The 21,553-nt window shown below is 66.2% G+C and carries 23 protein-coding genes and 1 pseudogene; 15 read left to right on the top strand and 9 right to left on the bottom strand.

From position 1 onward, the window contains the following. The first annotated feature begins 6 nt into the window (after nt 1-6). Together N6H05_RS06545 and N6H05_RS06540 are read left to right on the top strand one after the other, a co-directional pair. Nucleotides 7-879: a hypothetical protein gene (locus N6H05_RS06545; RefSeq protein ID WP_284113159.1), complete on the top strand. Its 873-nt coding sequence runs from the start codon at nt 7-9 to the stop codon at nt 877-879. 111 nt (nt 880-990) lie between these two features. Next, a complete protein-coding gene (locus N6H05_RS06540) occupies nt 991-1,740 on the top strand; it encodes an esterase/lipase family protein (RefSeq protein WP_284113158.1) in 750 nt (249 codons plus the stop codon). 4 nt (nt 1,741-1,744) lie between these two features. Here the strand turns inward: N6H05_RS06540 and N6H05_RS06535 are convergent, their stop codons facing one another. The 3 genes from N6H05_RS06535 to N6H05_RS06525 all read right to left on the bottom strand — a co-directional run bounded on the left by N6H05_RS06535 (nt 1,745) and on the right by N6H05_RS06525 (nt 5,326). Then, nucleotides 1,745-2,194 carry a hypothetical protein gene (locus N6H05_RS06535; RefSeq protein ID WP_284113157.1) on the bottom strand — a complete coding sequence of 150 codons (450 nt, stop codon included), beginning with the start codon at nt 2,192-2,194 and terminating at the stop codon, nt 1,745-1,747. Between the two features lie 44 nt (nt 2,195-2,238). Beyond that, complete coding sequence (gene gltX, locus N6H05_RS06530) at nt 2,239-3,573, bottom strand: glutamate--tRNA ligase (RefSeq protein ID WP_284113156.1); 1,335 nt, start codon at nt 3,571-3,573, stop codon at nt 2,239-2,241. A gap of 91 nt (nt 3,574-3,664) precedes the next feature. Further along, nucleotides 3,665-5,326, bottom strand: a complete 1,662-nt coding sequence (locus tag N6H05_RS06525; RefSeq protein WP_159367309.1) for an NAD+ synthase — start codon at nt 5,324-5,326, stop codon at nt 3,665-3,667. A 222-nt stretch (nt 5,327-5,548) separates the two neighbouring features. Here N6H05_RS06525 and N6H05_RS06520 point away from each other — a divergent pair, with 222 nt between their 5' ends. From N6H05_RS06520 to N6H05_RS06510, 3 genes are read left to right on the top strand one after another with little or no spacing between them, the layout of a single operon-like run. Beyond that, entirely contained in the window at nt 5,549-6,484 is a 936-nt protein-coding gene (locus N6H05_RS06520; protein ID WP_010338670.1) for a ribose-phosphate pyrophosphokinase, read from the top strand. A 6-nt stretch (nt 6,485-6,490) separates the two neighbouring features. Then, nucleotides 6,491-7,783 carry an SDR family oxidoreductase gene (locus N6H05_RS06515; protein WP_284113154.1) on the top strand — a complete coding sequence of 431 codons (1,293 nt, stop codon included), beginning with the start codon at nt 6,491-6,493 and terminating at the stop codon, nt 7,781-7,783. Further along, on the top strand, nt 7,780-8,256 hold the full coding sequence (locus N6H05_RS06510; RefSeq protein WP_284113153.1) for a DUF2269 family protein: 477 nt from the start codon (nt 7,780-7,782) through the stop codon (nt 8,254-8,256). Before N6H05_RS06515 ends, N6H05_RS06510 begins: the two co-directional genes overlap by 4 nt. Here N6H05_RS06510 and N6H05_RS06505 read toward each other — a convergent pair. Together N6H05_RS06505 and N6H05_RS06500 are read right to left on the bottom strand one after the other, a co-directional pair. Then, nucleotides 8,253-8,489 (bottom strand): hypothetical protein, encoded by a 237-nt coding sequence (locus N6H05_RS06505; RefSeq protein ID WP_037509997.1) that lies wholly within the window; start codon nt 8,487-8,489, stop codon nt 8,253-8,255. The two genes, N6H05_RS06510 and N6H05_RS06505, sit on opposite strands and share 4 nt — an antisense overlap. A gap of 49 nt (nt 8,490-8,538) precedes the next feature. Continuing rightward, nucleotides 8,539-8,979 carry a VOC family protein gene (locus N6H05_RS06500; protein ID WP_125988626.1) on the bottom strand — a complete coding sequence of 147 codons (441 nt, stop codon included), beginning with the start codon at nt 8,977-8,979 and terminating at the stop codon, nt 8,539-8,541. A gap of 74 nt (nt 8,980-9,053) precedes the next feature. On the opposite strand from N6H05_RS06500, the gene N6H05_RS06495 reads away from it, so the two are divergent. Further along, nucleotides 9,054-9,881 (top strand): inositol monophosphatase family protein, encoded by an 828-nt coding sequence (locus N6H05_RS06495; protein ID WP_284113152.1) that lies wholly within the window; start codon nt 9,054-9,056, stop codon nt 9,879-9,881. A 68-nt stretch (nt 9,882-9,949) separates the two neighbouring features. Beyond that, complete coding sequence (locus N6H05_RS06490) at nt 9,950-10,264, top strand: DUF6966 domain-containing protein (RefSeq protein ID WP_284113151.1); 315 nt, start codon at nt 9,950-9,952, stop codon at nt 10,262-10,264. A gap of 220 nt (nt 10,265-10,484) precedes the next feature. On the opposite strand, the gene N6H05_RS06485 is transcribed toward N6H05_RS06490, so the two are convergent. From N6H05_RS06485 to N6H05_RS06475, 3 genes are all read right to left on the bottom strand, one after another. Next, a complete protein-coding gene (locus N6H05_RS06485; protein ID WP_284113150.1) occupies nt 10,485-11,021 on the bottom strand; it encodes an O-acetyl-ADP-ribose deacetylase in 537 nt (178 codons plus the stop codon). Between the two features lie 4 nt (nt 11,022-11,025). Beyond that, the gene (locus tag N6H05_RS06480; RefSeq protein WP_284113149.1) at nt 11,026-11,439 is read right to left on the bottom strand and encodes a VOC family protein; all 414 of its coding nucleotides are present in this window, start codon (nt 11,437-11,439) and stop codon (nt 11,026-11,028) included. A gap of 69 nt (nt 11,440-11,508) precedes the next feature. Further along, nucleotides 11,509-13,671: an AsmA family protein gene (locus tag N6H05_RS06475; protein ID WP_284113148.1), complete on the bottom strand. Its 2,163-nt coding sequence runs from the start codon at nt 13,669-13,671 to the stop codon at nt 11,509-11,511. A 159-nt stretch (nt 13,672-13,830) separates the two neighbouring features. Between N6H05_RS06475 and rpmI the strand changes: the two genes are divergently transcribed. From rpmI to N6H05_RS06440, 7 genes and pseudogenes are all read left to right on the top strand, one after another. Next, nucleotides 13,831-14,034: a 50S ribosomal protein L35 gene (gene rpmI / locus N6H05_RS06470; protein ID WP_004208916.1), complete on the top strand. Its 204-nt coding sequence runs from the start codon at nt 13,831-13,833 to the stop codon at nt 14,032-14,034. A 13-nt stretch (nt 14,035-14,047) separates the two neighbouring features. Further along, the gene (gene rplT, locus N6H05_RS06465) at nt 14,048-14,410 is read left to right on the top strand and encodes a 50S ribosomal protein L20 (protein WP_004208917.1); all 363 of its coding nucleotides are present in this window, start codon (nt 14,048-14,050) and stop codon (nt 14,408-14,410) included. A 179-nt stretch (nt 14,411-14,589) separates the two neighbouring features. Continuing rightward, entirely contained in the window at nt 14,590-15,210 is a 621-nt protein-coding gene (locus N6H05_RS06460) for a LysE family translocator (RefSeq protein WP_004208918.1), read from the top strand. Between the two features lie 48 nt (nt 15,211-15,258). Next, nucleotides 15,259-15,585 (top strand): annotated as a pseudogene (locus N6H05_RS06455) (GIY-YIG nuclease family protein). A gap of 62 nt (nt 15,586-15,647) precedes the next feature. After that, nucleotides 15,648-16,739 carry a phenylalanine--tRNA ligase subunit alpha gene (pheS, locus tag N6H05_RS06450; protein ID WP_284113147.1) on the top strand — a complete coding sequence of 364 codons (1,092 nt, stop codon included), beginning with the start codon at nt 15,648-15,650 and terminating at the stop codon, nt 16,737-16,739. Then, nucleotides 16,736-19,153 (top strand): phenylalanine--tRNA ligase subunit beta, encoded by a 2,418-nt coding sequence (gene pheT / locus N6H05_RS06445; protein ID WP_284113146.1) that lies wholly within the window; start codon nt 16,736-16,738, stop codon nt 19,151-19,153. The genes pheS and pheT overlap by 4 nt, the downstream gene beginning before the upstream one ends. 17 nt (nt 19,154-19,170) lie before the next feature. Beyond that, nucleotides 19,171-19,875: a DUF4386 domain-containing protein gene (locus N6H05_RS06440; protein WP_284113145.1), complete on the top strand. Its 705-nt coding sequence runs from the start codon at nt 19,171-19,173 to the stop codon at nt 19,873-19,875. Here the strand turns inward: N6H05_RS06440 and N6H05_RS06435 are convergent. After that, nucleotides 19,865-20,359, bottom strand: coding sequence for a hypothetical protein (locus N6H05_RS06435; protein ID WP_004208924.1), 495 nt, complete (start codon nt 20,357-20,359; stop codon nt 19,865-19,867). The two genes, N6H05_RS06440 and N6H05_RS06435, sit on opposite strands and share 11 nt — an antisense overlap. A 197-nt stretch (nt 20,360-20,556) precedes the next feature. Here N6H05_RS06435 and N6H05_RS06430 point away from each other — a divergent pair, with 197 nt between their 5' ends. Continuing rightward, on the top strand, nt 20,557-21,438 hold the full coding sequence (locus N6H05_RS06430; protein ID WP_284113144.1) for an aldose 1-epimerase family protein: 882 nt from the start codon (nt 20,557-20,559) through the stop codon (nt 21,436-21,438). The last annotated feature ends 115 nt before the right edge of the window (nt 21,439-21,553 follow it).

Here is a 21,553-nt window from a genome sequence, read left to right as displayed (position 1 = left end):
GACTTGATGAACGAGCAGGAGAGTGTGGAAATTCAGCAGGAAACGCCGCCGCCCGCGCGCCGACGCACATCCTGGCTGACGCCCGTGCTGCTGCTGTTCGCGTTTCTGATCGGCATCGGCGGCACCATCTGGGCGATGCCCCAGATCGAACGGCGCTGGGGCAAGGACGAGGCGGCGACGCCCGCCCTGCCCGCGCCGCTGCTGGGCAGCAACGCCATCCCGTCGGGCCGTCCGCTGACGGCGGATGCCGCGCAGATGCTCGACGCCCGCGTGATCCAGCTGGAGGAGCGGCTCAACCGCATCACCGTCGAGGCGCAGGCCGCGTCGGGCAATGCCGCGCGCGCCGAAGGGCTGCTGGTCGCCTTTGCCGCCCGCCGCGCGCTCGATACCGGCGCTCCGCTCGGCTATGTCGAGGGGCAGTTGCGGCTGCGTTTCGGTCAGGCCCAGCCCCGCGCCGTCGCCACCATCATCAACGCCGCGCGCGAGCCGGTGACGCTGGCCGACCTGCGCGCCGGCCTGGTCGACGTCGCCGATCGAGTCACGTCACCGCCGGCCGATGCCAGCTGGTGGGACAGTTTCGAGCATGAGGCCCGCGAGCTGATCATCATCCGCAAATCCTCCACCCCCTCGCCCCGGCCGCAAATGGCGATGCAGCGGGCGCTGCGCTATATCGACGCCAGCCGGGTCGGCGCGGCGCTGGCCGAGGTGGAGCGCATGCCCGATCGCGCTGCGGCCGATCGCTGGATGCAATATGCCCGCCGCTATCTGGAAGCGCGCCGGGCGCTCGACCTGATCGAGACGGCAGCGATATTGGAGCCGCGCCAGCTGCGCACGACCGAGGGCGCCAGCGTCGCCCAGACATCCCCCCTCGCCCCCTGACCCGCTTTTCCTGAGACGCACCGTTCATCGCTTGCGATGAAACCCATGGACGCACCCTGCGTTTGTCACGAGAATGTCACCTTTTCCGCCCGGTTCAGGACAATATCTCTCGTGCCACCCTATGCCGATGCCATTGCCAGCTTCTGGAAGGGCCGCCTTGCCAGCGGTCCGCGCGCGTCCGCGCGCCCGTCGCTGTCGCATCTGCTGGGCAATGCCTCGGTGCCGTTCGACATCAGCCGCACTAGGGCGCAGGCCGAACAACTGAGCCGCGCGATTCGCGGCGACGGACGGCATATCCTGCTGGTGCCCGGCCTGATGGCGTCGGAACATCGCATGGAGCCGCTGCGCGCGATCCTCAACGCGGCGGGCTATCAGGCGCATGGCTGGGACATGGGTCGCAATTTCGGCCCGCGCGCCGATACGCTGGAGAAGATCGACGCCCGCGTCGACGCGATCCGCCGGACAAGCGCCAAGCCGGTAACGCTGGTCGGCTGGAGCCTGGGTGGTCTTTATGCGCGCGAATATGCGAAGTTCGCGCGATCCAAGGTTGGCGGCGTGGTGACGATGGGCACGCCCTTTTCCGGCGACCCGCGCGCCAACCATGCCTGGCGCCTCTATCAGCTGGTGTCGGGCTTCCCGGTCGATACCCCGCCCTTCCCCTGCACCCGCGAGGAGAAGCCGCCGGTGCCGACCGTGGCGCTCTGGTCGCCGCGCGACGGCGTGATCCTGCCCGAATGCGCCCGAGGCCGCGCCGGCGAGCGCGACCGCGCGATCGAGGTCGATTGCACCCATATGGGCTTCGCCGCAGCCCCGGAGGGGATTTTGGCTGTCGGCAAAGCGCTGGAAATGATGGCCGCCTGAACGGTCAGTAACGGACTGGTTCGCCCTCCACCGTCAGCAGGCTGGGATCAGTCAGCCGCACATGGGTTTGATAATAATATTTGTCGGTTGGCCGGCCATCCGCCAGAAAATGAATTTTTACCCGCTTCGCTTCGCCACGCACCGCGATGGTCTTGCCCGTCAGATATTGATCGAGTTCCGCGCCGAAACGCTGTGCCAGTGCATCGGCCATGGCGCCGGGAATGGCGATCGTCAGGTTGCGGGGATCCCGGTAATCCTGCTGAGAATTAAGATAGAACCAGCCGCCCTGGTGCCCAGTGGCGCGGACCGGCAGTTCGAACACCCCCTTCACCCCATCGGGGGCGACAGCCGCGGCATTCATCACCGCCTGTTCGGGAAAGATATTATAGGAAGCAGACGGCGCTGCGGCTCCCATGAGCAGCAGGCCGGACGACAGGATGAGAGCATAACGCATCAGGCTGGCCTCCAGAATGGTCCGGTCCGACCAGCCTAACCCGATCAACCGGCCACCGCCAGCCTCTTCAACGCCTCTTCCCGGCCGATCTGCGGCAGGAGCTGGCCCATGTCGGGGCCGTGGTCCAGGCCGGTGAGGGCGCGGCGCAGGGGTTGGAACAGGGTCTTGCCCTTGCGGCCGGTTTCGTCCTTGAGCGCGCCGGTCAGCGTGCGCCAGATGTCGGCATCGAAGGCGGCATCGGACAGGATGCGATGCGCGGCGGCGAGGAAATCGCGGTCCTCTTCCGCCACTTCGGGCGCATCGATCGGGCCGGTGACGATCTGCCACCAGTCGGCGGCGCCCGCCACCGTCTCCAGATTGGGGCGGATCGCGGCCCAGGCGGCGGCGTCCATGCCGGCGGGCAGGCGGTCGGCGACCGCCTCATAGGGCAGGGCGTGGACGATCTTCTGGTTGAGGCTGGCCAGTTCGGCTTCGTCGAAGCGGGCTGGGGCGCGGCCGAAATGGGCGAAGTCGAACGTCTCGATCAGCGGCGCACGGTCGGCGAAGGGCTCGATCGGCTGCGAGCTGCCGAGACGGGCGAGCAGCGACGCGATCGCGGCTGGCTCCAGACCGATCTCGCGGAAATGGGCGACGCCGAGCGAGCCGAGGCGCTTGGACAGCTTGCCCTCGCTGCCGGTCAGCAGCGCTTCATGCGCGAAGGCTGGCAGCGACGCGCCGAGCGCGGTGAACATCTGGATCTGGGTCGCGGTGTTGGACACATGATCCTCGCCGCGCAGCACATGGGTGACGCCCATGTCGACATCGTCGATGACCGAGGGGAGCATGTAGAGCCAGCTGCCGTCGGCGCGGCGGATCACCGGGTCGGACAGGAGTTTAGGGTCAAACCGCTGTTCGCCCCGAATCAGGTCGGTCCAGACGATCGGCTGGTCATGGTCGAGCTTGAAGCGCCAGTGCGGCGTGCGCCCCTCGGCCTCATAGGCGGCGATCTGGTCCGGCGTCAGCGCCAAGGCGGCGCGATCATAGACCGGCGGCAGACCGCGGCCGAGCAGGATCTTGCGACGCAGCTCCAGTTCCTGTTGGGATTCATAAGCTGGGTAGACATGGCCCGAGGCCTTGAGCGCCGCGAACCGCGCCTCATAGAGGGCGAAGCGCTCCGACTGTTTTTCCTCGCCATCCCAGTCGAGGCCGAGCCACTTCAGATCAGCCAGAATCGAGTTCGCATATTCGGGGCGCGAACGCTCCAGATCGGTGTCGTCGAGGCGCAGCAGGAATTGGCCGCCGGACTTGCGCGCCCATAGCCAGTTGTGGAGCGCGGCGCGGATATTGCCGACATGGAGATGGCCGGTCGGCGACGGGGCGAAGCGGGTGATGACGGTCATATCTTTTTTTTCCAAACCCGTTCGACCCGAGCGAAGGGGCTTCGCCATGCTCAGCCTGCCCTTCGGCTTCGCTCAGGGCGAACGGATGTTACTAGACGCTGCGGAAGGCGTTGGTGATCGGGTAGCGGCGGTCGCGGCCGAAATTGCGGATGCCCAGCTTCACGCCGGGCGGCGACTGGCGGCGCTTATATTCGGCGATGTAGAGGAGATGCTCGATCCGGGTGACGACCGCCTTGTCGAAGCCGCGCTCGACCAGCTGGGCCACCGACAATTCCTCCTCGACCAGGCCATAGAGGATCGGGTCCAGCACCTCATAGGGCGGCAGGCTGTCCTCATCCTTCTGATTGTCGCGCAGTTCCGCGCTGGGCGGTTTGGTGATGACGCGTTCGGGCATCACCGGGCCGGCGGGGCCAAAGCCTTCGCCGAGTGAGGGCATATTGTCGTTGCGCCAGCGGCAGAGGTCGAACACCGTCGTTTTGTAGGCGTCCTTCAGCACCGAATAGCCGCCCGCCATGTCGCCATAGATGGTGGCGTAGCCGACAGACATCTCGCTCTTGTTGCCGGTGGTCAGCAGCATATGGCCGAACTTGTTGGAAAGGGCCATCAGGGTGAGGCCGCGAATGCGCGACTGGATATTCTCTTCGGTGAGGTCGCGCGCCTTGCCCTCGAACACCGGGGCCAGCATCGTGTCGAAGGCGGCAACCGCCGGCTCGATCGGGATGGTGTCATAGCGAACGCCAAGCAGGCGGGCGCATTCGACCGCGTCATCCAGGCTTTCCTGGCTGGTGAAGCGCGAGGGCATCATCACGCACCAGACCCGGTCGGCGCCCAGCGCATCGACCGCGACGGCGGCGGACAAAGCGGAATCGATGCCGCCTGACAGGCCCAGGACGACGCCGGGGAAGCGGTTGCGGTTCACATAGTCGCGCAGGCCCAACACCATCGCATTATAGATGTCGGCCGGGCGCGGATCGAGCGCATGACGCTCGCCGGGCAGGCAGACCCACTGGCCGTCCCATTTCTCCCACTGGGTCAGCACCAGCTTTTCCTCCCAGTCGGGCAGTTGCTGGGCGATGGAGAGGTCGCCGTTCATGACGAAGGAGGCGCCGTCGAACACCAGTTCGTCCTGGCCGCCGACGCGATTGAGATAGACGAGTGGCAGGCCGGTTTCGCGCACGCGGGTGCCGGCGACGACGTTCAGGCGGCGATCATCCTTGTCGACCTCGAACGGGCTGCCATTGGGGCTGATGAGGATTTCCGCGCCCTCGGCCCGCAGATGGGCGGTGACGAAGGGGAACCAGATATCCTCGCAGATCGGCACGCCGATCTTCACGCCGCGAAACTCGATCGGCGCGGGCAGCGGGCCGGGCGCGAACAGGCGCTTTTCGTCGAAGGTGCCGTAATTGGGCAGTTCGCGCTTCTGGCGGATTGCGGTGACGGCGCCATTCTCGATCAGGGCGACGACGTTGAACAGCACGCCCTGCGAGGCGACGACGGTGCCGACCAGCATGGCCGGGCCGCCATCGGCGCTTTCCTGCGCCAGCCGGTCGAGATGATAATTGGCCTGGTCGAGCAGGGCGGGCTTGAGCACCAGATCCTCGGGCGGATAGCCGATCAGTTGCAGTTCGGGATAGACGATGAGGTCCGCGCCCTTGGCGCGGGCGCGCCATTCCAGCATGGCGTCGGCATTGGCCCTGGGGTCGCCCATCGTCTGGGTCATCTGGGCGAGCGCGATCACGAGTTTGTCGGTCATGCACCGCGCCCTAGAGCATTTTGCCTATTTGCGAAAATGCTCTGTTTTCCGATGCCGCATTTTCGAACCGAACACCCGCTTCGCGCATGTTCTGAAAATGCGGGGTCCATTTTGTCGCAGGGCGCAAAAGCGCCTTTCCACATGGGACATGCGCCGCTAAAGGGGCCGCGTTTCGCGCATCGTCATCAATTCGTCACGCCAATTAGCCTGGGGATTTTCGCCATGAAACTCATGACCGGCAATTCGAACAAGCCGCTTGCGGCCGCCATCGCCGACTATATCGAAATCCCCCTGACCGAGGCCAGCGTCCGTCGCTTTGCCGACGAAGAAGTTTTCGTGGAAATTCATGAGAATGTCCGCGGCGAAGACGTGTTCGTGATCCAGTCGACGGCCTATCCGACCAACGACAATCTGATGGAATTGCTGATCATGATCGATGCGCTAAAGCGCGCGTCAGCCAAGCGAATCACTGCCGTCGTCCCCTATTTCGGCTATGCCCGCCAGGACCGTAAGCCCGGCCCCCGCACCCCGATCAGCGCCAAGCTCGTCGCCAACCTGATCACCACCGCCGGCGCCGACCGCGTCCTCTCGGTCGATCTCCATGCCGGCCAGATCCAGGGCTTTTTCGACATCCCGACCGACAATCTGTTCGGTGCGCCGGTGATGTCGGCCGATATCCAGGCCCGTTTCGGCGACAAGAATATCATGGTCGTGTCGCCCGACGTCGGCGGCGTGGTGCGCGCCCGTGCGCTGGCCAAGCGGCTCGACAACGCCCCGCTGGCGATCGTCGACAAGCGCCGCGAGCGCGCCGGCGAGTCGGAAGTGATGAACATCATCGGCGACGTGAAGGGCCGTTTCTGCATCCTGATCGACGATATCGTCGATTCGGCGGGCACGCTGTGCAACGCCGCCGCCGCGCTGAAGGCGCAGGGCGCCGAGGAAGTCGTCGCCTATGTCAGCCATGGCGTGCTGTCGGGCGGTGCGGTCGCCCGCGTCGAGGCGTCGGAACTGCTGGAACTGGTCATCACCGACTCGATCCAGGGCACCGACGCGGTGAACGATGCCAAGCGCATCCGCCACCTGCCGATCGCCCCGCTGCTGGGCGAAGCGATCAAGCGCATCGCCGACGAAAGCTCGGTTTCCAGCCTGTTCGACTGATCGCGCATGCGCATCCTGCTGGTCGGGGCCTATGGCTTCATCGGCAGCGGGATTGCGCGCGCGCTGATCGCGGCGGGGCATGAGGTCATCGGCCTGGGCCGGTCCGAACGGACCGCCCGCCGCCTCTTCCCTGCCCTGTCCTGGCATTTCGCCGACCTCAACCATATGACCCGGCCGGCCGACTGGGCGAGCGCGCTGCACGGCGTCGACGCCGTGGTCAATGCCAGCGGCGCATTGCAGAGCGGCGGCGGCGAACGGCTGGAGGCGATCCAGGGCGCGAGCATTGCCGCCCTGATCGACGCCTGCACCGCGCAGGGCGTTGCCCGCTTCATCCAGATTTCCGCGCCCGGCGCCACGGCAAAGGACGCCAGCCCCTTCCTGACGACCAAGGCGGTGGCCGACGATCATCTGCGCGCGTCATCGCTGCACTGGGCGATCCTGCGACCCGGGCTGGTGATCGGCCGCGACGCCTATGGCGGCACATTGTTGATCCGGGCGCTGGCGGCGATGCCGCTGCGGCTGTTCAGCGTCCATGGCGACAGCCGCATCCAGAGCGTCGCGCTGGACGATGTGGCGCGGGCGGTGCTGCGCTGCCTGGCGCCCGACGCGCCGCGCGCAATCGACATCGATCTGGTCGAGCGTGAGGCATCGACGCTGGACGCCATCATCGTCGCCCATCGCCGTTGGCTGGGGATTGCGCCCGTTCCGCTTATCGCCCTGCCCGGCTGGATCGCCACGCCGGTCAGCGCGGCCGCCGATCTGCTCGGCCATCTGGGTTGGCGATCGCCGCTGCGCAGCACCGCCATGGCCATGATCGCGCGCGACGTGACCGGCACCTCGGCAGGCGGCGAAGCGCTGCTGGGCCGGCGGCTGCAGTCGCTGGAGCAGATATTGGCGCGCCACCCGGCCGGCCTGCAGGATCGCTGGCAGGCGCGGCTGATGCTGTTGATGCCACTGCTGGTGGCGGCGCTGTCGCTGCTGTTCCTGCTGTCGGGGCTGGTCGGCCTCGCCCGGCTGGACGCGGTGGCCGGCGAATTGCAGGGGACGCCGGTCGCAGGCGTCGCGATGGCGCTGGGCATCGCCGGCAGCCTCGCCGATCTGCTGCTGGGCGCGGCGATACTGGTGCGGCGCTGGGCGCAGCGCGCGGCGATCGGCATGGCCGGGCTGACCGCTGCCTATCTGGTCATGGGCAGCTGGGTACGGCCGGACATGTGGGGCGATCCGCTGGCGCCGCTGGCCAAGGCACTGGTGGTGATGGTCGCCGCGCTGATTGCCCATATACTGCTGGAGGAACGATGAGCGATGTCCTGATCCTGGCGCTGCGCTGGGCCCATGTGCTGGGCGCCTGCGTACTGATCGGCACCGGGGCGGGCATCGCCTTCTTCATGCTGATGGCGCACCGCACCGGCGACGCGCGGGTGATCGCGGCGGTCGCACGGATCGTGGTGATCGCCGACATGCTCTTCACCGCCAGCGCAGTGGTGGTGCAGCCGATTACCGGGCTGGCGCTGGCCCACGGGCTCGGCTGGCCGCTCGACACGCCCTGGCTACTGCTGTCGGTTGCTCTCTATCTGCTGATCGGCGCCTTCTGGCTGCCGGTGCTGTGGATGCAGGCGCGGATGCGTGACCTGGCGGCCGCCGCAGTCGCCAGCGGAAGCCCGCTGCCGCCCGCCTATCATTGGCTGTTTCGCTGGTGGTTCGCCTTCGGCTTTCCCGCCTTTGGCGCTATCCTGGCGATCGTCTGGCTGATGCTGGCGCGCCCGGCGCTTTAATGCGTCGGGAACAGGATGATCGGCAGGGCGAAGACCAGCGCCAGGCCGGAGACGATGCGCTGGCCGCGCGAGACGCCCAGCGGCAGTTCGCGCCATACCATCGGGCAGGCGAGCAGGGCGAAGACGACGAGGATGTTGGAGATCGCCACCGACCCACCGATCGGCATGTCCTGCCGCAGCGCGAGGCCTGCGAACAGGCAGATGAAGCTCAAGATCCAGCCAACCAGCGCCATGACGGCCCCCTTTCTTCCGGGAGGCTAGAACGGCACGGTTGCCAAAAGCTTAATCGGCGTCTTCGGGGATAGGCTCCCAGGGATCATAGCTGCCGAAGCTCCACACATTCCCCTCGGGATCGAGCGCGGTATAGCCGCGCCCCGGATAGCCCGGATTGTCATGCGGTTCATCCACCACCACCGCGCCTTCATTGCGGGCGTGGAGGCAATGGGCATCGACATCGGGCACGACCATATAGACGCAGGCGGTGATGCCGCCCAGATCCCGCACCGTCGACCAGGTGTAGAGCGATTCGCCCTCCATATCCTTGACGCTGCCCAGCATCACCATGCCCTCGCCCAGGACAAGCTGGGCATGGTGGATGATGCTGTTGTCGAGATCGTCGGGATAGACGGCGTGCCGCTCGAAGCCGAAGGCGGCGCACAGGAAATCGATGGCGGCCGGCGCATCGGCATAGCGCAGGCACGGGATGACGGGTGAACCGGGCATCTTTCCTCTCCCCTTCGGTGAATCGGGTCGCTCCTGTCTAGCCTAGCGCGCGCCGACCGGCTAGGCGAAGGGGCATGACGACCCGCGATGACCTGGCCCTTGCCAACCGCCTTGCCGACGCCGCCGGCGCCGCCATCCGTCCCTTTTTCCGCGCGCGCTATGATCTGGAGATCAAGGCCGACAAGTCGCCGGTGACGGAGGCCGACCGCGCCGCCGAAGCCGCGATCCGCGCGATCCTGGAAAAGGAACGACCGAACGACGGCATCATCGGCGAGGAATATGGATCGGTCCGCACCGATGCCGAGCGGGTGTGGATTCTCGATCCGATCGACGGCACGCGCAGCTTCATCGCCGGGCGGCCGATCTTCGGCACGCTGATCGCGCTGACGCAGGCCGGCTGGCCGACGATCGGCATCATCGACCAGCCGATCGCGCAGGAACGCTGGGCCGGGATGAGCGGCCAGCCCACCACCTTCAACGGCAAGCCGGCGCGCACCCGCGCGTGCAAGGCGCTGGAGGGCGCCGGCATCGCCACCACCAGCCCGCATCTGTTCGCGGAAGGCGACGTGCCCCATTATATGGCGCTGGTCGGCGCGGTGTCGGGCGGATCGCCGCGCCAGGGGCCGGTGTATGGTGGCGACTGCTATAATTATGGCCTGCTCGCCTCGGGCTTCCTCGACATCGTCATCGAATCCGGGCTGCAAAGCTATGACTTCGCCGCGCTGGTGCCGGTGGTCGAGGGCGCGGGCGGCCTGATGTGCGACTGGAATGGCGAACCGCTGACCGCCGACAGTGAAGGCCATGTGCTGGCGCTGGGCGATCCGGCGCGGCTGGAGGATGTGCTGGAGGCGATCCATGGTGCAGGTGACGGGCATGACCATGGGCATCATCACGACCATTGAGGTGATGTTGCTGGATGTCGTCATGCGCCCTCTTGCGGACATTCCCAGCGCGCCGCTACATTGAAGAAATGACATTGCATCCCGAAGTAGCCCGGCTCTCTCAAACGCTCGAGGCGATGACGGCGTTGCTCAAGTTGCACGGCAACGAGGAGTGGGCTGAACAGATCGAACGATGTAGATCGAACATCGCACGATCTGACTATTACGGCGTTGAGCGGCTTTTACGTCTTTACGGTGGGATGGGATCGCTGAATGATGTGGTTTTACAAGCTGCTGGGTCAGCGCCTGCAGAAGCCAATAGTCGGTTCGACGCACTGCGGAGCAGTGCTTGGGAACAGGCGCAAGCATTGGCGAGACATCAATCTAGCGTGAATGACCGCTAACCACCCTTTCGTCATTCCCGCGAAAGCGGGAACCCATCTCCCACGGTCTCACCCAAATGGAAGGTGCGGGAGATGGATCCCCGCCTGCGCGGGGATGACGACGATGAACGGAACACCCGTCCGCTCTCCGTCCTCCTTCTTTCTTCTCCGCGTCTCCGCACGCATATGAATCACGCGGAGCCGCAGAGAACGCGGAGAAAGGGAATGATAGCCAAACACGCTAATCCCCCGCCAACGCATCCCTGACGGCCGCGTCGTAGAGGGCGCGATTCTCTTCGTCGAAGCAGACGAAGAGGATGTGGTCGAAGGCATCGGGGTCGCGACGCAGCGCTTCCGCCACGGCGCAGGCGGCGATCTTGGCGGCTTGCGCCCTGGGATAGCCATAGACGCCGGTCGAGATCGCCGGGAAGGCGACCGCGCGCAGGCCGTGGTGGCGGGCGAGCGACAGGCTGTGGCTGTAGCAGCTGGCGAGCAGGTCGCGCTCGCCCTGATTGCCGCCCTGCCAGACCGGGCCGACGCTGTGGATGACGTAGCGGGCCGGCAACCGGTAGCCGCGCGTGATCCGCGCCTCCCCGGTCGGGCAGCAGCCAATGCCCCTACATTCCTCCAGCAACTCCGGCCCGGCCGCGCGGTGGATCGCACCATCCACGCCGCCGCCGCCGAGCAGGCTGTTATTGGCGGCGTTGACGATCGCGTCGACCGCGCAACGGGTGATGTCGCCCGTCACCACGTCCCAGCGCGCCGTCCCGACCATCATCGCCTCAGTCCCTGATCGGCCCGCCGATCGACCAGACATGGCCGAAGGGATCGGTGAGCTGGCCATAGCGGGCGCCCCAGAACTGGTTGTCGATCGGGAAGCGGATCGCCGCGCCGGCGGCCAGCGCGCGGTCCCACCAGCGATCAGCATCGTCCACCTCCAGATGGAGCGTCACCGCAGCCGGCGTTTCCGCCGGGGCGCCGCCGCACATTTCCGGGAAATGGTCGTTCAGCATCAGCCCGCCATCATTGACCGTCAGATGGGCGTGCATGATCCGCGTGCCGGCATCGTCCATATGGCGGCTCTGTTCGGTGGCGCCGAACGCAGCCGCGTAGAAGGCGATGGCGTCGGCGGCCTTGCCGTCGGCGATGGTCAGATGGGGCGTGACCCCTGGCAGGACGAACGGCGTGTCGCTCATGATCCTCTCCTTCGCGTCGACTCATGGGTCGAGTCGGCCAGGCCACAGGATAAGCCCGGCGCGTGTCGTTCAGAAGATGCCGAGGAACTTCTTGTCCTGCGCCTTCTTCTCGGCCTTGCTGCCCTTGCCCGCTTCATCCTTTGCGGTGGTTCCGCGGCCGACATCGTCGCGCGGCTTGCCACCTCGGGTGCGCTGGGCGGCAGCATCGGCGCCGGCCAGCACCGGGCCGCAGGCCGCTGCCTTGGCATCGCCGACATCGACAAAGGCCAGTGTCGCGGCAATCGGCGTCGCGACAATGCCCAGCGCCGCCGCCGCGCCGCCGCGCGCGATCAGGTCCGGGCTGATGACGTTGATCGACGGCCGGGCGAAATAGCCGCCAATGCCGACCGGCGACTGGCCGGAGAAGAGGCTGATCTTCTTGCCATCGGCGCGGAAGGCGAGGTCGAGGCTTTCATTCCTGAACGAGAAGCCGCCCCGGCCGATCATCACATTCTTGCGCGTGTCGATCAGGATCGGGTCGGCCGCCGCCACGCCGTCGCGCACGGTGAAGGCAATGAGGCCGCAATTGATCTGCACGGGGTCCTTGAGCTTCTGCTCGAACATCTTGGTGATGAAGGTGCCGACATCGATTTCGGAGAGCTGGACGTTGCGCGCCCACATGCTGCCCGCCGGCAGGATGACGGCAATGCGACCATTGGCGGTGGCGAGCGAGTCATGGACGGTATCGCCCAGGCCCGTCATCTGCATCCGCCCCTTGACCATGCCGGTCGTGCCCGATTGCTCGACGCCCCAGCGGGCGAGCAGCGTGCCCATCGGCGTGGGCGCCAGGCGGACGTCATAGCTCGTGCGCACCGGCTGGTTGCGGGCGTTGATCTCTATGTCCGACGCGACATGACCGCCCGCCATGTCGAAGGTCAAAGGCGAGAGCGTCAGCAGGCTATGGTCGAGCTTCACCGTCATAGCGGCATTGGCGATCGGCACATTGGGCGCGCGGATCGTCTTCACGCTGTAGCGGACATTGGCGTCGAAATTGCGGATCGCCTCGATCCGCAGCGGTGCGTCGGGCAGCAGGCGCGGCGTGCCCTGCACGGTCGTGATCGCGCCCGCCCCGCCCTGCGCATCCAGTCGTTGCGGATCATAGCCGATGAAGGGGCCGACATCGATGATGTCGAGCCGCTGCGTCGCCAGATCGGCGTCGAGCAGCAGGCGGTTGTTCGGCAACGACACGGTGAAGCGCCCTGCAAGGTCGGAATCGCCGAACCGGCCCTTGAGATGCGTGAAGCGCCACTCCTCGCCCGCCTTGGTCAGGGCCGAGGTGAAGCGATAATGGCGGGTGCCGGGAATGGCGACGCCCAGGAAATCGAACAAATGGCTGAGATTGGGGCCCTGCGCCACGACGCGCAGGTCGCTGCCCTCCAACTCGGTCGCGCCGGGCAGCGTGCCGGTCACCTCCAGCACGGTCGCGCCCGCCTGTGCCCGCAGCGCCAGGCTGTTCTTGCCGCCGGTGACGGTGGCGTTGGGCGACAGCAGTCTGCCCTTGAGGGTGAAGGGCTTGCCGCGCATCGTGCCGGTGCCGGACAGGCGCACGTCGCTGGCGAAGCGGGTGTCCTGCGCCTTCACCGTCTCGAAGCCGATATCGGTCGACAGCATCAGCACCGGATCGCGATAGCGCATCGTCGTGCCGGCCAGCAGCGCGCGGCGGACGAGCGGCAATGTCATCGGCTCGCCCTTGCGATCGGGGTCGCCCAGCGTCCATGTATTATGCTGGCGATCGCGCGACCATTCGAGGTCCACGGCGGCACCCCGCAGCTCTAGCCAGGGGACGCGGTATCTGCTGCCGAAGATCAGGCTCAAGGGCGCGATCCGCGTGTCGATCAGGTCTGCGCGAAACAGGTCGGGCCGGCTGGCCCAGGGCAGGTTGGCGATACGCATGTCTTCCGCCCGGAACTTGATCGCGATCGGCGCGAAATAGAGCTGGAAGTCGCCGCCGACCTGGACCTGCCGCTCCAGCCGGGCGGACAGGATGCGCTCGAACGGCCCTTTCAGGAACCGCCCCTTGGTGATGAAGAGGATCAGCCACAAGGCGAAGAGGATGCCGATGATCCACAGCAGGATGCGCGCCGGCAGCGGCAGGGCGCGCCAGCGGTCGCGCGCGCGGCGCAGATGGACAGCCGCGCCACCGGGCTGGGCGGGCTTGGACGCGCTGGGCGGCACAGGTTCGACATCGGCCATGGCGGGGTCAACGCGGGCATGCCGCCTTTGGGTCCGAATCGCTTGCTTTTGCGGGCGCAGCCGACTATGGGCCGCCCTTCGCGATATTCAGTGAGACCGCCCGGCTAACTAGGGCTGCCGTGGCTGTCTGTAATCGTCGCGCCAAACAAGGAGACGAAAATGCCCAAGCTCAAGACCAAGAGCGGTGTGAAGAAGCGCTTCAAGTTCACCGCTTCCGGCAAGGTCAAGCACGGCGTCGCTGGCAAGCGTCACCGCCTGATCTCGCACAACGCCAAGTATATTCGCCAGAACCGTGGCACTTCCGTGCTGTCCGATGCCGACGTGGCTCACGTCCGCCTCTGGGCACCCTACGGCCTGAAGTAAGGAGTAGAGGACAATGGCACGCGTAAAACGTGGTGTAACCACCAAGGCGAAGCATAAGAGGATTTTGGTTCAGGCGAAGGGCTATTATGGCCGTCGCAAGAACACGATCCGCGTCGCTCGCCAGGCTGTCGAAAAGGCCGGCCAGTACGCTTATCGCGACCGCAAGGTCAAGAAGCGCACCTTCCGTGGCCTGTGGATCCAGCGCATCAACGCGGGTGTCCGCGCTGAAGGCCTGACCTATTCGCAGTTCATGCACGGCCTGAAGCTGGCCGGCGTCGAGCTGGACCGCAAGGTCCTGGCCGACATCGCGATGCACGAAGGCGAGGCGTTCAGCGCCATCATCGCCCAGGCCAAGGCTGCGCTGCCCGCAGCCTGACGCTGATCGATCGCAAGATCGTAAAAGGGGCGCCGGGGCAGATGCCTTCGGCGCCCTTTTTGTTTTTCCGGCTTTATCCCGTTCGTCCTGAGCGAAGTCGAAGGCGCTCTGACGGGGGCTTCGACAGGCTCAGCCCGAACGGATTTCTGGGGGCAGCCTGACATTTGAGGAACCATCCCATGTCGCTGCATCTCTGGTGGTTATATGTCACGGCGGTCTTCCTGATCTCGGCCACGCCCGGCCCCAACATGCTGCATGTGATGACGCAGAGCATCGCCCATGGGCCGCGAAAGGCGCTGGTGACGATGGCGGGCCTGATGAGCGCTGTGCTGCTGTGCCTGATCGCCTCCGCGCTGGGCCTTGGCGCGCTGCTCAAGGCGTCGCCACGCCTGTTCGACATATTGCGCTATGCCGGCGTCGCCTATCTCATCTGGCTGGGGATCAAGGCTTGGCGCGCGCCGGTCGGGTCCGCCGACGGCAGCGATGCCGGCCCGGTCCGCTCGGCCCGTGCGCTTTATGCGACCGGCCTGCTGACCGGCCTGTCGAACCCCAAGCTCATCATCTTCGCCGCGGCGCTCTTCCCCCAGTTCATCGACCTGGCCCGCCCCTTCTGGCTTCAGCTCGCGATCCTGATCGTCAGTTTCGTGGTGATCGAGAGCTTCTGGTATTCGGTCTATGCGCTGGGCGGCCTGCGCCTTGCCCGCTGGCTGGCGCCCGCCAACCGGCAGAAGCTGTTCAACCGCGGCACCGGCCTGATGTTCATCGGCTTTGGCGGCGCGCTGCTGGGCGCGCGGGCTTAAAGCCAAGTCATTCCGGCGAAGGCGGGAATCCATCTCCGGACGCCGCCGATGCAACGCGAGTTCGATCCGACAGTCTATATATTGGCGAGCCATAAAAATGGCACACTCTACGTCGGCGTCACATCAAACCTCGTGCAACGCCTGTAACAGCACCGTTCTAGCTTGATCGAAGGCTTCACCAGCGACTACGGGGTCAAGCGACTGGTCTGGTTCGAATGCGGCGCATCCATAGAGGAAGCGATCCGGCGCGAGAAGCAGATCAAGAAGTGGAACAGGCAATGGAAGATCGATCTGATCGAACGGAGCAATCCCGATTGGCGCGATCTGGCTATCGATTTGGGCTTTGAGCCATTGGACAGTCGGCGCATCGATTGAGCGTCAGGATGATTGGTTAGCGCGGGAGATGGATTCCCGCCTTCGCGGGAATGACGAATGATATGACCGAAATTAGCGCACTGAAAGCCGGCCTGATCGCCGACATCGAGGCTGCCGACACGCTGGACGCGCTGGAAGGACTGCGCGTGGGCGCGCTGGGCAAGAATGGGGTCGTCACCGGCCTGCTCAAGACGCTGGGCGGCATGTCGCCCGAAGAGCGTCTGGAGAAAGGCCCGCCGATCCAGGATCTGCGCGAAAGCGTGACCGCCGCGATCGCCAATCGCAAGGCCGCGCTGGAGCAGGCCGCGCTCGATGCCCGCCTCGCCTCGGAAAAGGTGGACATGACCCTGCCCGCCGATCTGGGGCCGCAGGGCAGCGTCCATGCCGTCAGCCAGGTGATGGATGAGCTGGCGGAAATCTTCGCCGACCTGGGCTTCTCGGTCGCGACGGGTCCGGAGATCGAGGACGACTGGCATAATTTCACCGCGCTCAATATCCCGGAGACGCACCCGGCACGCGCGATGCACGACACCTTCTACTTCCCGGACGAGGAAGGGCAGAAGAAGATGCTGCTGCGCACCCACACCTCGCCGGTGCAGATCCGCACGATGATGACGCAGGAGCCGCCGATCCGCATCATCGCGCCCGGCCGCGTCTATCGCAGCGACTCCGACGCGACCCACACGCCTATGTTCCACCAGATCGAGGGTCTGGTGATCGACAAGGGCATCACGCTTGGTCATCTGAAGTGGACGCTGGAAACCTTCCTCAAGGCCTTTTTCGAGCGCGAAGATATCGTCCTGCGCCTGCGCCCGAGCTATTTCCCCTTCACCGAACCCTCGGTGGAAGTCGATGTCGGCTACACGCTGACCAATGGCCAGCGCGTCATCGGCGGCGACGGCGATGCGCCCGGTGGCGGCTGGCTGGAAGTGCTGGGCAGCGGCATGGTCAACCGCCGCGTGATCGAGGCCTGCGGGCTTGATCCCGACGAATGGCAGGGCTTTGCCTTCGGCACCGGGGTCGATCGTCTCGCCATGCTGAAATATGGCATGAACGACCTGCGCGCCTTCTTCGACGGCGATCTGCGCTGGCTGAAACATTATGGATTCTCGGCACTCGACGTGCCCACGCTGTCGGGAGGAGTCGGCGCATGAAGTTCACCCTGAGCTGGCTCAAGACGCACCTCAAGACCGACGCGGACCTGGCCACCATCCTCAAGACGCTGAACGCCATCGGGCTGGAAGTCGAGGATGTGGAGAACCCGGCCGAGAAGCTGGGCGCGTTCAAGATCGCCAAGATCCTGACCGCCGAGCGTCATCCGCAGGCCGACAAGCTGCAGGTGCTGAGCGTCGACCATGGCGACGGCAATCCGTTGCAGGTCGTGTGCGGCGCACCCAATGCCCGCGCCGGCCTGATCGGCGTGTTCGGGGTCGAGGGGGCGGTGGTGCCGGTCAACGGCATGGTGCTCAAGAAGACCGCCATTCGCGGCGTCGAATCCAACGGCATGATGTGCTCCACCCGCGAACTGGAGCTGGGTGACGATCATGACGGCATCATCGAACTGGCCGGCGACGCGCCGGTCGGTGAAGTCTATGCGAACTGGGCGGGCCTCAACGATCCGGTCATCGACGTGTCGATCACGCCGAACCGTCAGGACTGCATGGGCGTGCGCGGCATCGCCCGCGATCTGGCGGCGGCGGGCCTCGGCACGCTCAATGCCATCATCGTGCCGGAAATTGCCGGCGTGGGTCCGGGTCCGGACGTGCGCACCGACGATGTCGACGGCTGCCCCGCCTTCTTCGCCCGATCGGTCAAGGGCGTGACCAACGGCGCCTCGCCCGAATGGATGGCGCGCCGACTGAAGGCAATCGGCCAGAAGCCGATCAGCGCGCTGGTGGACATCACCAACTACATCATGATCGACCTCGGCCGGCCGCTCCATGTCTATGACATGGCGACGCTGAAGGGCGGACTGGTCGCGCGCAAGGGCAAGACCGGCGAGGAAGTGCTGGCGCTCAATGGCAAGACCTATGCCATCGACGAGACGATGACCGTCATCGCCGACGACGAGGCCGTGCATGACATTGGCGGCATCATGGGCGGCGAACATTCGGGCGCGCAGGACGGCACCACCGACGTGCTGATCGAATGCGCCTATTTCACGCCCGAGCGCATCGCGGTGACCGGCCAGAAGCTGGCGCTGACCTCAGATGCGCGCGGCCGGTTCGAGCGCGGCGTCGACCCCGCCTTCCTGGACGATGGCCTGTCGATCGCCACCAGCCTGGTCATGACCCTGTGCGGTGGCACCGCGTCGGAAGCGACCCGTGCCGGCACCCCGCCCGCGACGCCCAAGACGGTCGCCTATGCGCCCGACCAGTGCCTGGCGCTGGCCGGCGTCGATGTGCCGCATGACGTGCAGAAGCGCATCCTGGAGAGCCTGGGCTTCGGCGTCAGCGGCGAGGCCGGCGGCATCGAATATCAGGACGGCGTGCCGGTGAGCGTGCCGGGCCACTGGACGATCAGCGTGCCGACCTGGCGCCGCGACGTCGATGGCTGGCCTGACATTGTCGAGGAAGTGGTGCGCATCGTCGGCCTGGACCATGTGCCGTCCACCCCGTTGCCGCGCGTGCCGGGCGTCGCCCGCCCGACCGCCACGGCCGAGCAGCTGGTCGAGCGCCGCGTGCGCCGTACCGCCGCCGCCCGCGGCCTGGCCGAAGCGATCAACTGGTCCTTCATTTCCGAAAAGGAAGCCGCGAGCGTTGGCGGTGGCGACTGGACGCTGGCCAATCCGATCTCGGAGGATCTGAAGGTCATGCGGCCCTCGCTGCTGCCCGGCCTGCTGTCGGCGACCAAGCGCAATGTCGATCGCAGCGCGACGTCGATCCGACTGTTTGAACTCGGCCGGCGCTATTTCAAGCAGGGCGAGCGCGCCACGGTCGGCTTCGTGCTGGCCGGCGAGAAGACGCCGCGCGGCTGGCAGAGCGGCAAGGCCCAGCCCTTCGACGCGTTCGACGCCAAGGGCGAAGTGATCGCACTGCTGGCGGCCGCCGGCGCGCCGGTCGGCAATCTGCAGAGCATGGGCGAGTCCTCGGCGGCCTATCATCCCGGCCAGTCGGGTACGCTGCGCCTTGGCCCCAAGGTGGTGCTGGCCGAATATGGCGTGCTGCACCCGAGCCTCGCCAAGCAGTTCGGCCTGTCGGGCACCGTGGTTGCGGGCGAAATCTTCCTCGATGCGATCCCGGCCAAGCGCAAGAGCGGCTTCATGCGCGCGCCTTACGCCCCGCCGGCGTTGCAGGCGGTGAAGCGCGACTTCGCCTTCCTGGTGCCCGAAGCGGTCGAGGCCGATGCACTGGTGCGCGCGGTCAAGGGCGCGGACAAGAAGGCGATCGTCGACGCGCGCCTGTTTGACGTCTTCACCGGCCCCGGCGTCGATGAAGGCCACAAGTCGCTGGCGGTCGAGATCACGCTGCAGCCGGGCGAAAAGAGCTTCGCTCAGGAAGAGCTGGACGCGATCAGCGCCGCCGTGGTCAAGGCCGCCCAGAAGCTGGGCGCGAGCCTGCGCGGCTAAGACAGGAAAGGCCGGCGATGGACGGGAAGGCTGAACGATTTCAGGCCCGCCTCGCCGGCCTCTTCTACATCGGCACCATTGGCTGCGGCATGTTTGCCGAGGCGGTGGTGCGCGCGGCCCTGATCGTGCCCGGCAACGGACGCGAGACGATGCGCAACATCGCCGACTATCCCTGGCTCTATCGCGCCGGCGGGGCGAGCGATGTCGCCATGCTCTGCTGCTATCTGGCAGTCACCGCACTGCTCTATGGCCTGTTCGCGCCGACCGGGCGGGTGCTGGCGCGCATAGCCGCCCTGTTCAGCCTGACCGGCATTGCCGTGCTGGCGGGCAACAGCCTGCTCCATCTGCTGCCGCTCGCGCTGATCGATGGCGCGCCGCATCCCGGCATCCCGATGGCGGAAGTGCAGTCGCTGGTGCGGATCAGCCTCAGCCTCCACAATGATCTCTACGGCATCAGCCTCATCTTCTTCGGCATTTATTGCCTGCTGACCGGCTGGCTGGCGATCCGATCGCGCCGATTGCCGGTGGCGGTCGGTGCGCTGCTGATGGCGGGCGGCGCGGTCCATCTGGTCGCCCGCAGCCTGGCTTTGCTGTCACCGGCGATCGGTGAGGCGATCCCCGGCCAGCTCGATTTCGTGCCGTTGCTGGGCGAAGGCGCCTTTGCCATCTGGCTGCTGCTGTTCGGGGCGCCGCGCCCGGCGGCGCCGGAGATCAGCCCGTAATCTTGCAGCCCTTGGCCGACGCCATGCCGCGCAGATAGCCGCGCCGGGCGAGACCGGCGGCAATCGCGGCGCGCAGGCGACGTTCCGCCGGGGCGGCGCCGCTGATTTCCCGCACCACGCCGCGGAACGGGATCAGCGAATTGACCAGCGACTTGCCCACCCCCTCGGCGATCTTGCTGGTACGATCCTCATTGGCTTCGCGGCCGATGGTGAAATCGGGACCAAGCACCTTGTTGAGCGCCGCCATGTCGCCATTCAGCGCCTTGCAGGTCTTGCCCGATGGCGCGGCATAGGGATTTTCCTCGGCCGCGACGAGGATCGGCGGCACCTGCGTCTTTTCGATGCCGACATCGCGGGCCGGCTGGGACGCGATTTCGCCCGCCTTGTCGAGCGTGTCGTCCCTCTTCTTGCCCTGTTCCTGGGCAAGCGCCGACGTGCCGAGCAGCAGCAGGATCGTGGCGGTCGATACGGCAATTTTCATCATTGGTCCTCCCGCTGGCTCAACCCGCCAGCCCCCATGTCGGTTCCGCAACGTAACGATTGCGCGGCAGGCGAGACAGTAGGGATTTGCCGCATCGGACCTTGGAATAGAGCCTGTTTCACGTCATCTGTGGAAGCCCAAGGCGCTTCCACAGATGACGATCCGGCTCTATGCCGCTGGACAAACAGGAGTGTTTTGCCATGAACGACCGCATCGCCATCGCCTCCGACAATCTGTCCGCCCGCATATCGCCGCTGGGCGCCGAACTCTGGTCGCTGACCGATGCGCAGGGGCGCGAACTGATGACCGATGCCGACCCGCAATGGTGGACCGGCCATGCCCCTCTGCTCTTCCCGTTCGTCGGCCGATCGCGCGGCGACGTCTATCGGCTGAACGATGTCGCCTATCCGATCGGCCAGCATGGCTTTGCCCGGACCAGCCCCTTCACCCTGGTCCATCGCAATGAGGAAGCCGCGCTGTTCCGGCTGGAGGCGGACCGGGATACGCGCACCGTTTATCCGTTCGATTTCCGCCTCGACATGGGGTTCGTGCTGGAGGGGCCGAGCCTGCGCATGACAGCGACCGTCATGAACCGGGGCGAGACGGCGATGCCCTTCTGCTTTGGCTATCACCCCGCCTTCGCCTGGCCTTTGCCCTATGGCGGCAGCGTCGAGGACCATCGCATCCTGTTCGAGCAGGCTGAACCCGCGCCGATCCGCAAGGTCGGCAGCGAGCCGGGGCTGATCGCGCTGGAAAGCGTCCCCTCGCCGGTCGAGGGCAAGGAACTGGCGCCGACCCATGCCATGTTCGCCGGCGATGCCCTTATCTGGGACGATCTCGCCAGCCGATCGCTGACCTGGGGCGTGCCCGGCAAGCCCCACCTGAAGATCGATTTCCCCGATACGCCCTGGCTCGGCCTGTGGCAGAAGCCGGGCGCCCATTATCTGTGCGTCGAACCCTGGGCCGGCATGGCCGACCCGGTCGGCTTCACCGGCGATGTCTGGGACAAGCAGGGTGTCATGACCCTGCTGCCGGGCGACAGCCGATCCTTCCGCATGGACGTGACGCTGGTCGACGTGTAACGGGCTTTCCCAAGTTCCGTTCAGGCTGAGCGAAGTCGAAGCCCTACACTGAGCGCAGCGAAGTGCCTCGCCTCTGCTCGGCAAGGCCCTTCGACTTCGCTCAGGGCGAACGGGT

This window comes from Sphingobium sp. WTD-1, assembly GCF_030128825.1.
Taxonomy (GTDB): domain Bacteria; phylum Pseudomonadota; class Alphaproteobacteria; order Sphingomonadales; family Sphingomonadaceae; genus Sphingobium.
Note: the sequence above shows the minus strand (reverse complement) of the source record. Positions and strands in the feature narration are given on the sequence as shown.

Bases quoted from the DNA above. Each gene is read 5' to 3' on its own strand.
- N6H05_RS06545 (WP_284113159.1), top strand. From the start codon at position 7: ATGAACGAGCAGGAGAGTGTGGAAATTCAGCAGGAAACGCCGCCGCCC.
- N6H05_RS06535 (WP_284113157.1), bottom strand. From the start codon at position 2,194: ATGCGTTATGCTCTCATCCTGTCGTCCGGCCTGCTGCTCATGGGAGCC.
- gltX (WP_284113156.1), bottom strand. From the start codon at position 3,573: ATGACCGTCATCACCCGCTTCGCCCCGTCGCCGACCGGCCATCTCCAT.
- N6H05_RS06525 (WP_159367309.1), bottom strand. From the start codon at position 5,326: ATGACCGACAAACTCGTGATCGCGCTCGCCCAGATGACCCAGACGATG.
- N6H05_RS06520 (WP_010338670.1), top strand. From the start codon at position 5,549: ATGAAACTCATGACCGGCAATTCGAACAAGCCGCTTGCGGCCGCCATC.
- N6H05_RS06515 (WP_284113154.1), top strand. From the start codon at position 6,491: ATGCGCATCCTGCTGGTCGGGGCCTATGGCTTCATCGGCAGCGGGATT.
- N6H05_RS06510 (WP_284113153.1), top strand. From the start codon at position 7,780: ATGAGCGATGTCCTGATCCTGGCGCTGCGCTGGGCCCATGTGCTGGGC.
- N6H05_RS06505 (WP_037509997.1), bottom strand. From the start codon at position 8,489: ATGGCGCTGGTTGGCTGGATCTTGAGCTTCATCTGCCTGTTCGCAGGC.
- N6H05_RS06500 (WP_125988626.1), bottom strand. From the start codon at position 8,979: ATGCCCGGTTCACCCGTCATCCCGTGCCTGCGCTATGCCGATGCGCCG.
- N6H05_RS06495 (WP_284113152.1), top strand. From the start codon at position 9,054: ATGACGACCCGCGATGACCTGGCCCTTGCCAACCGCCTTGCCGACGCC.
- N6H05_RS06490 (WP_284113151.1), top strand. From the start codon at position 9,950: ATGACATTGCATCCCGAAGTAGCCCGGCTCTCTCAAACGCTCGAGGCG.
- N6H05_RS06485 (WP_284113150.1), bottom strand. From the start codon at position 11,021: ATGATGGTCGGGACGGCGCGCTGGGACGTGGTGACGGGCGACATCACC.
- N6H05_RS06480 (WP_284113149.1), bottom strand. From the start codon at position 11,439: ATGAGCGACACGCCGTTCGTCCTGCCAGGGGTCACGCCCCATCTGACC.
- N6H05_RS06475 (WP_284113148.1), bottom strand. From the start codon at position 13,671: ATGGCCGATGTCGAACCTGTGCCGCCCAGCGCGTCCAAGCCCGCCCAG.
- rpmI (WP_004208916.1), top strand. From the start codon at position 13,831: ATGCCCAAGCTCAAGACCAAGAGCGGTGTGAAGAAGCGCTTCAAGTTC.
- rplT (WP_004208917.1), top strand. From the start codon at position 14,048: ATGGCACGCGTAAAACGTGGTGTAACCACCAAGGCGAAGCATAAGAGG.
- N6H05_RS06460 (WP_004208918.1), top strand. From the start codon at position 14,590: ATGTCGCTGCATCTCTGGTGGTTATATGTCACGGCGGTCTTCCTGATC.
- pheS (WP_284113147.1), top strand. From the start codon at position 15,648: ATGACCGAAATTAGCGCACTGAAAGCCGGCCTGATCGCCGACATCGAG.
- pheT (WP_284113146.1), top strand. From the start codon at position 16,736: ATGAAGTTCACCCTGAGCTGGCTCAAGACGCACCTCAAGACCGACGCG.
- N6H05_RS06440 (WP_284113145.1), top strand. From the start codon at position 19,171: ATGGACGGGAAGGCTGAACGATTTCAGGCCCGCCTCGCCGGCCTCTTC.
- N6H05_RS06435 (WP_004208924.1), bottom strand. From the start codon at position 20,359: ATGATGAAAATTGCCGTATCGACCGCCACGATCCTGCTGCTGCTCGGC.
- N6H05_RS06430 (WP_284113144.1), top strand. From the start codon at position 20,557: ATGAACGACCGCATCGCCATCGCCTCCGACAATCTGTCCGCCCGCATA.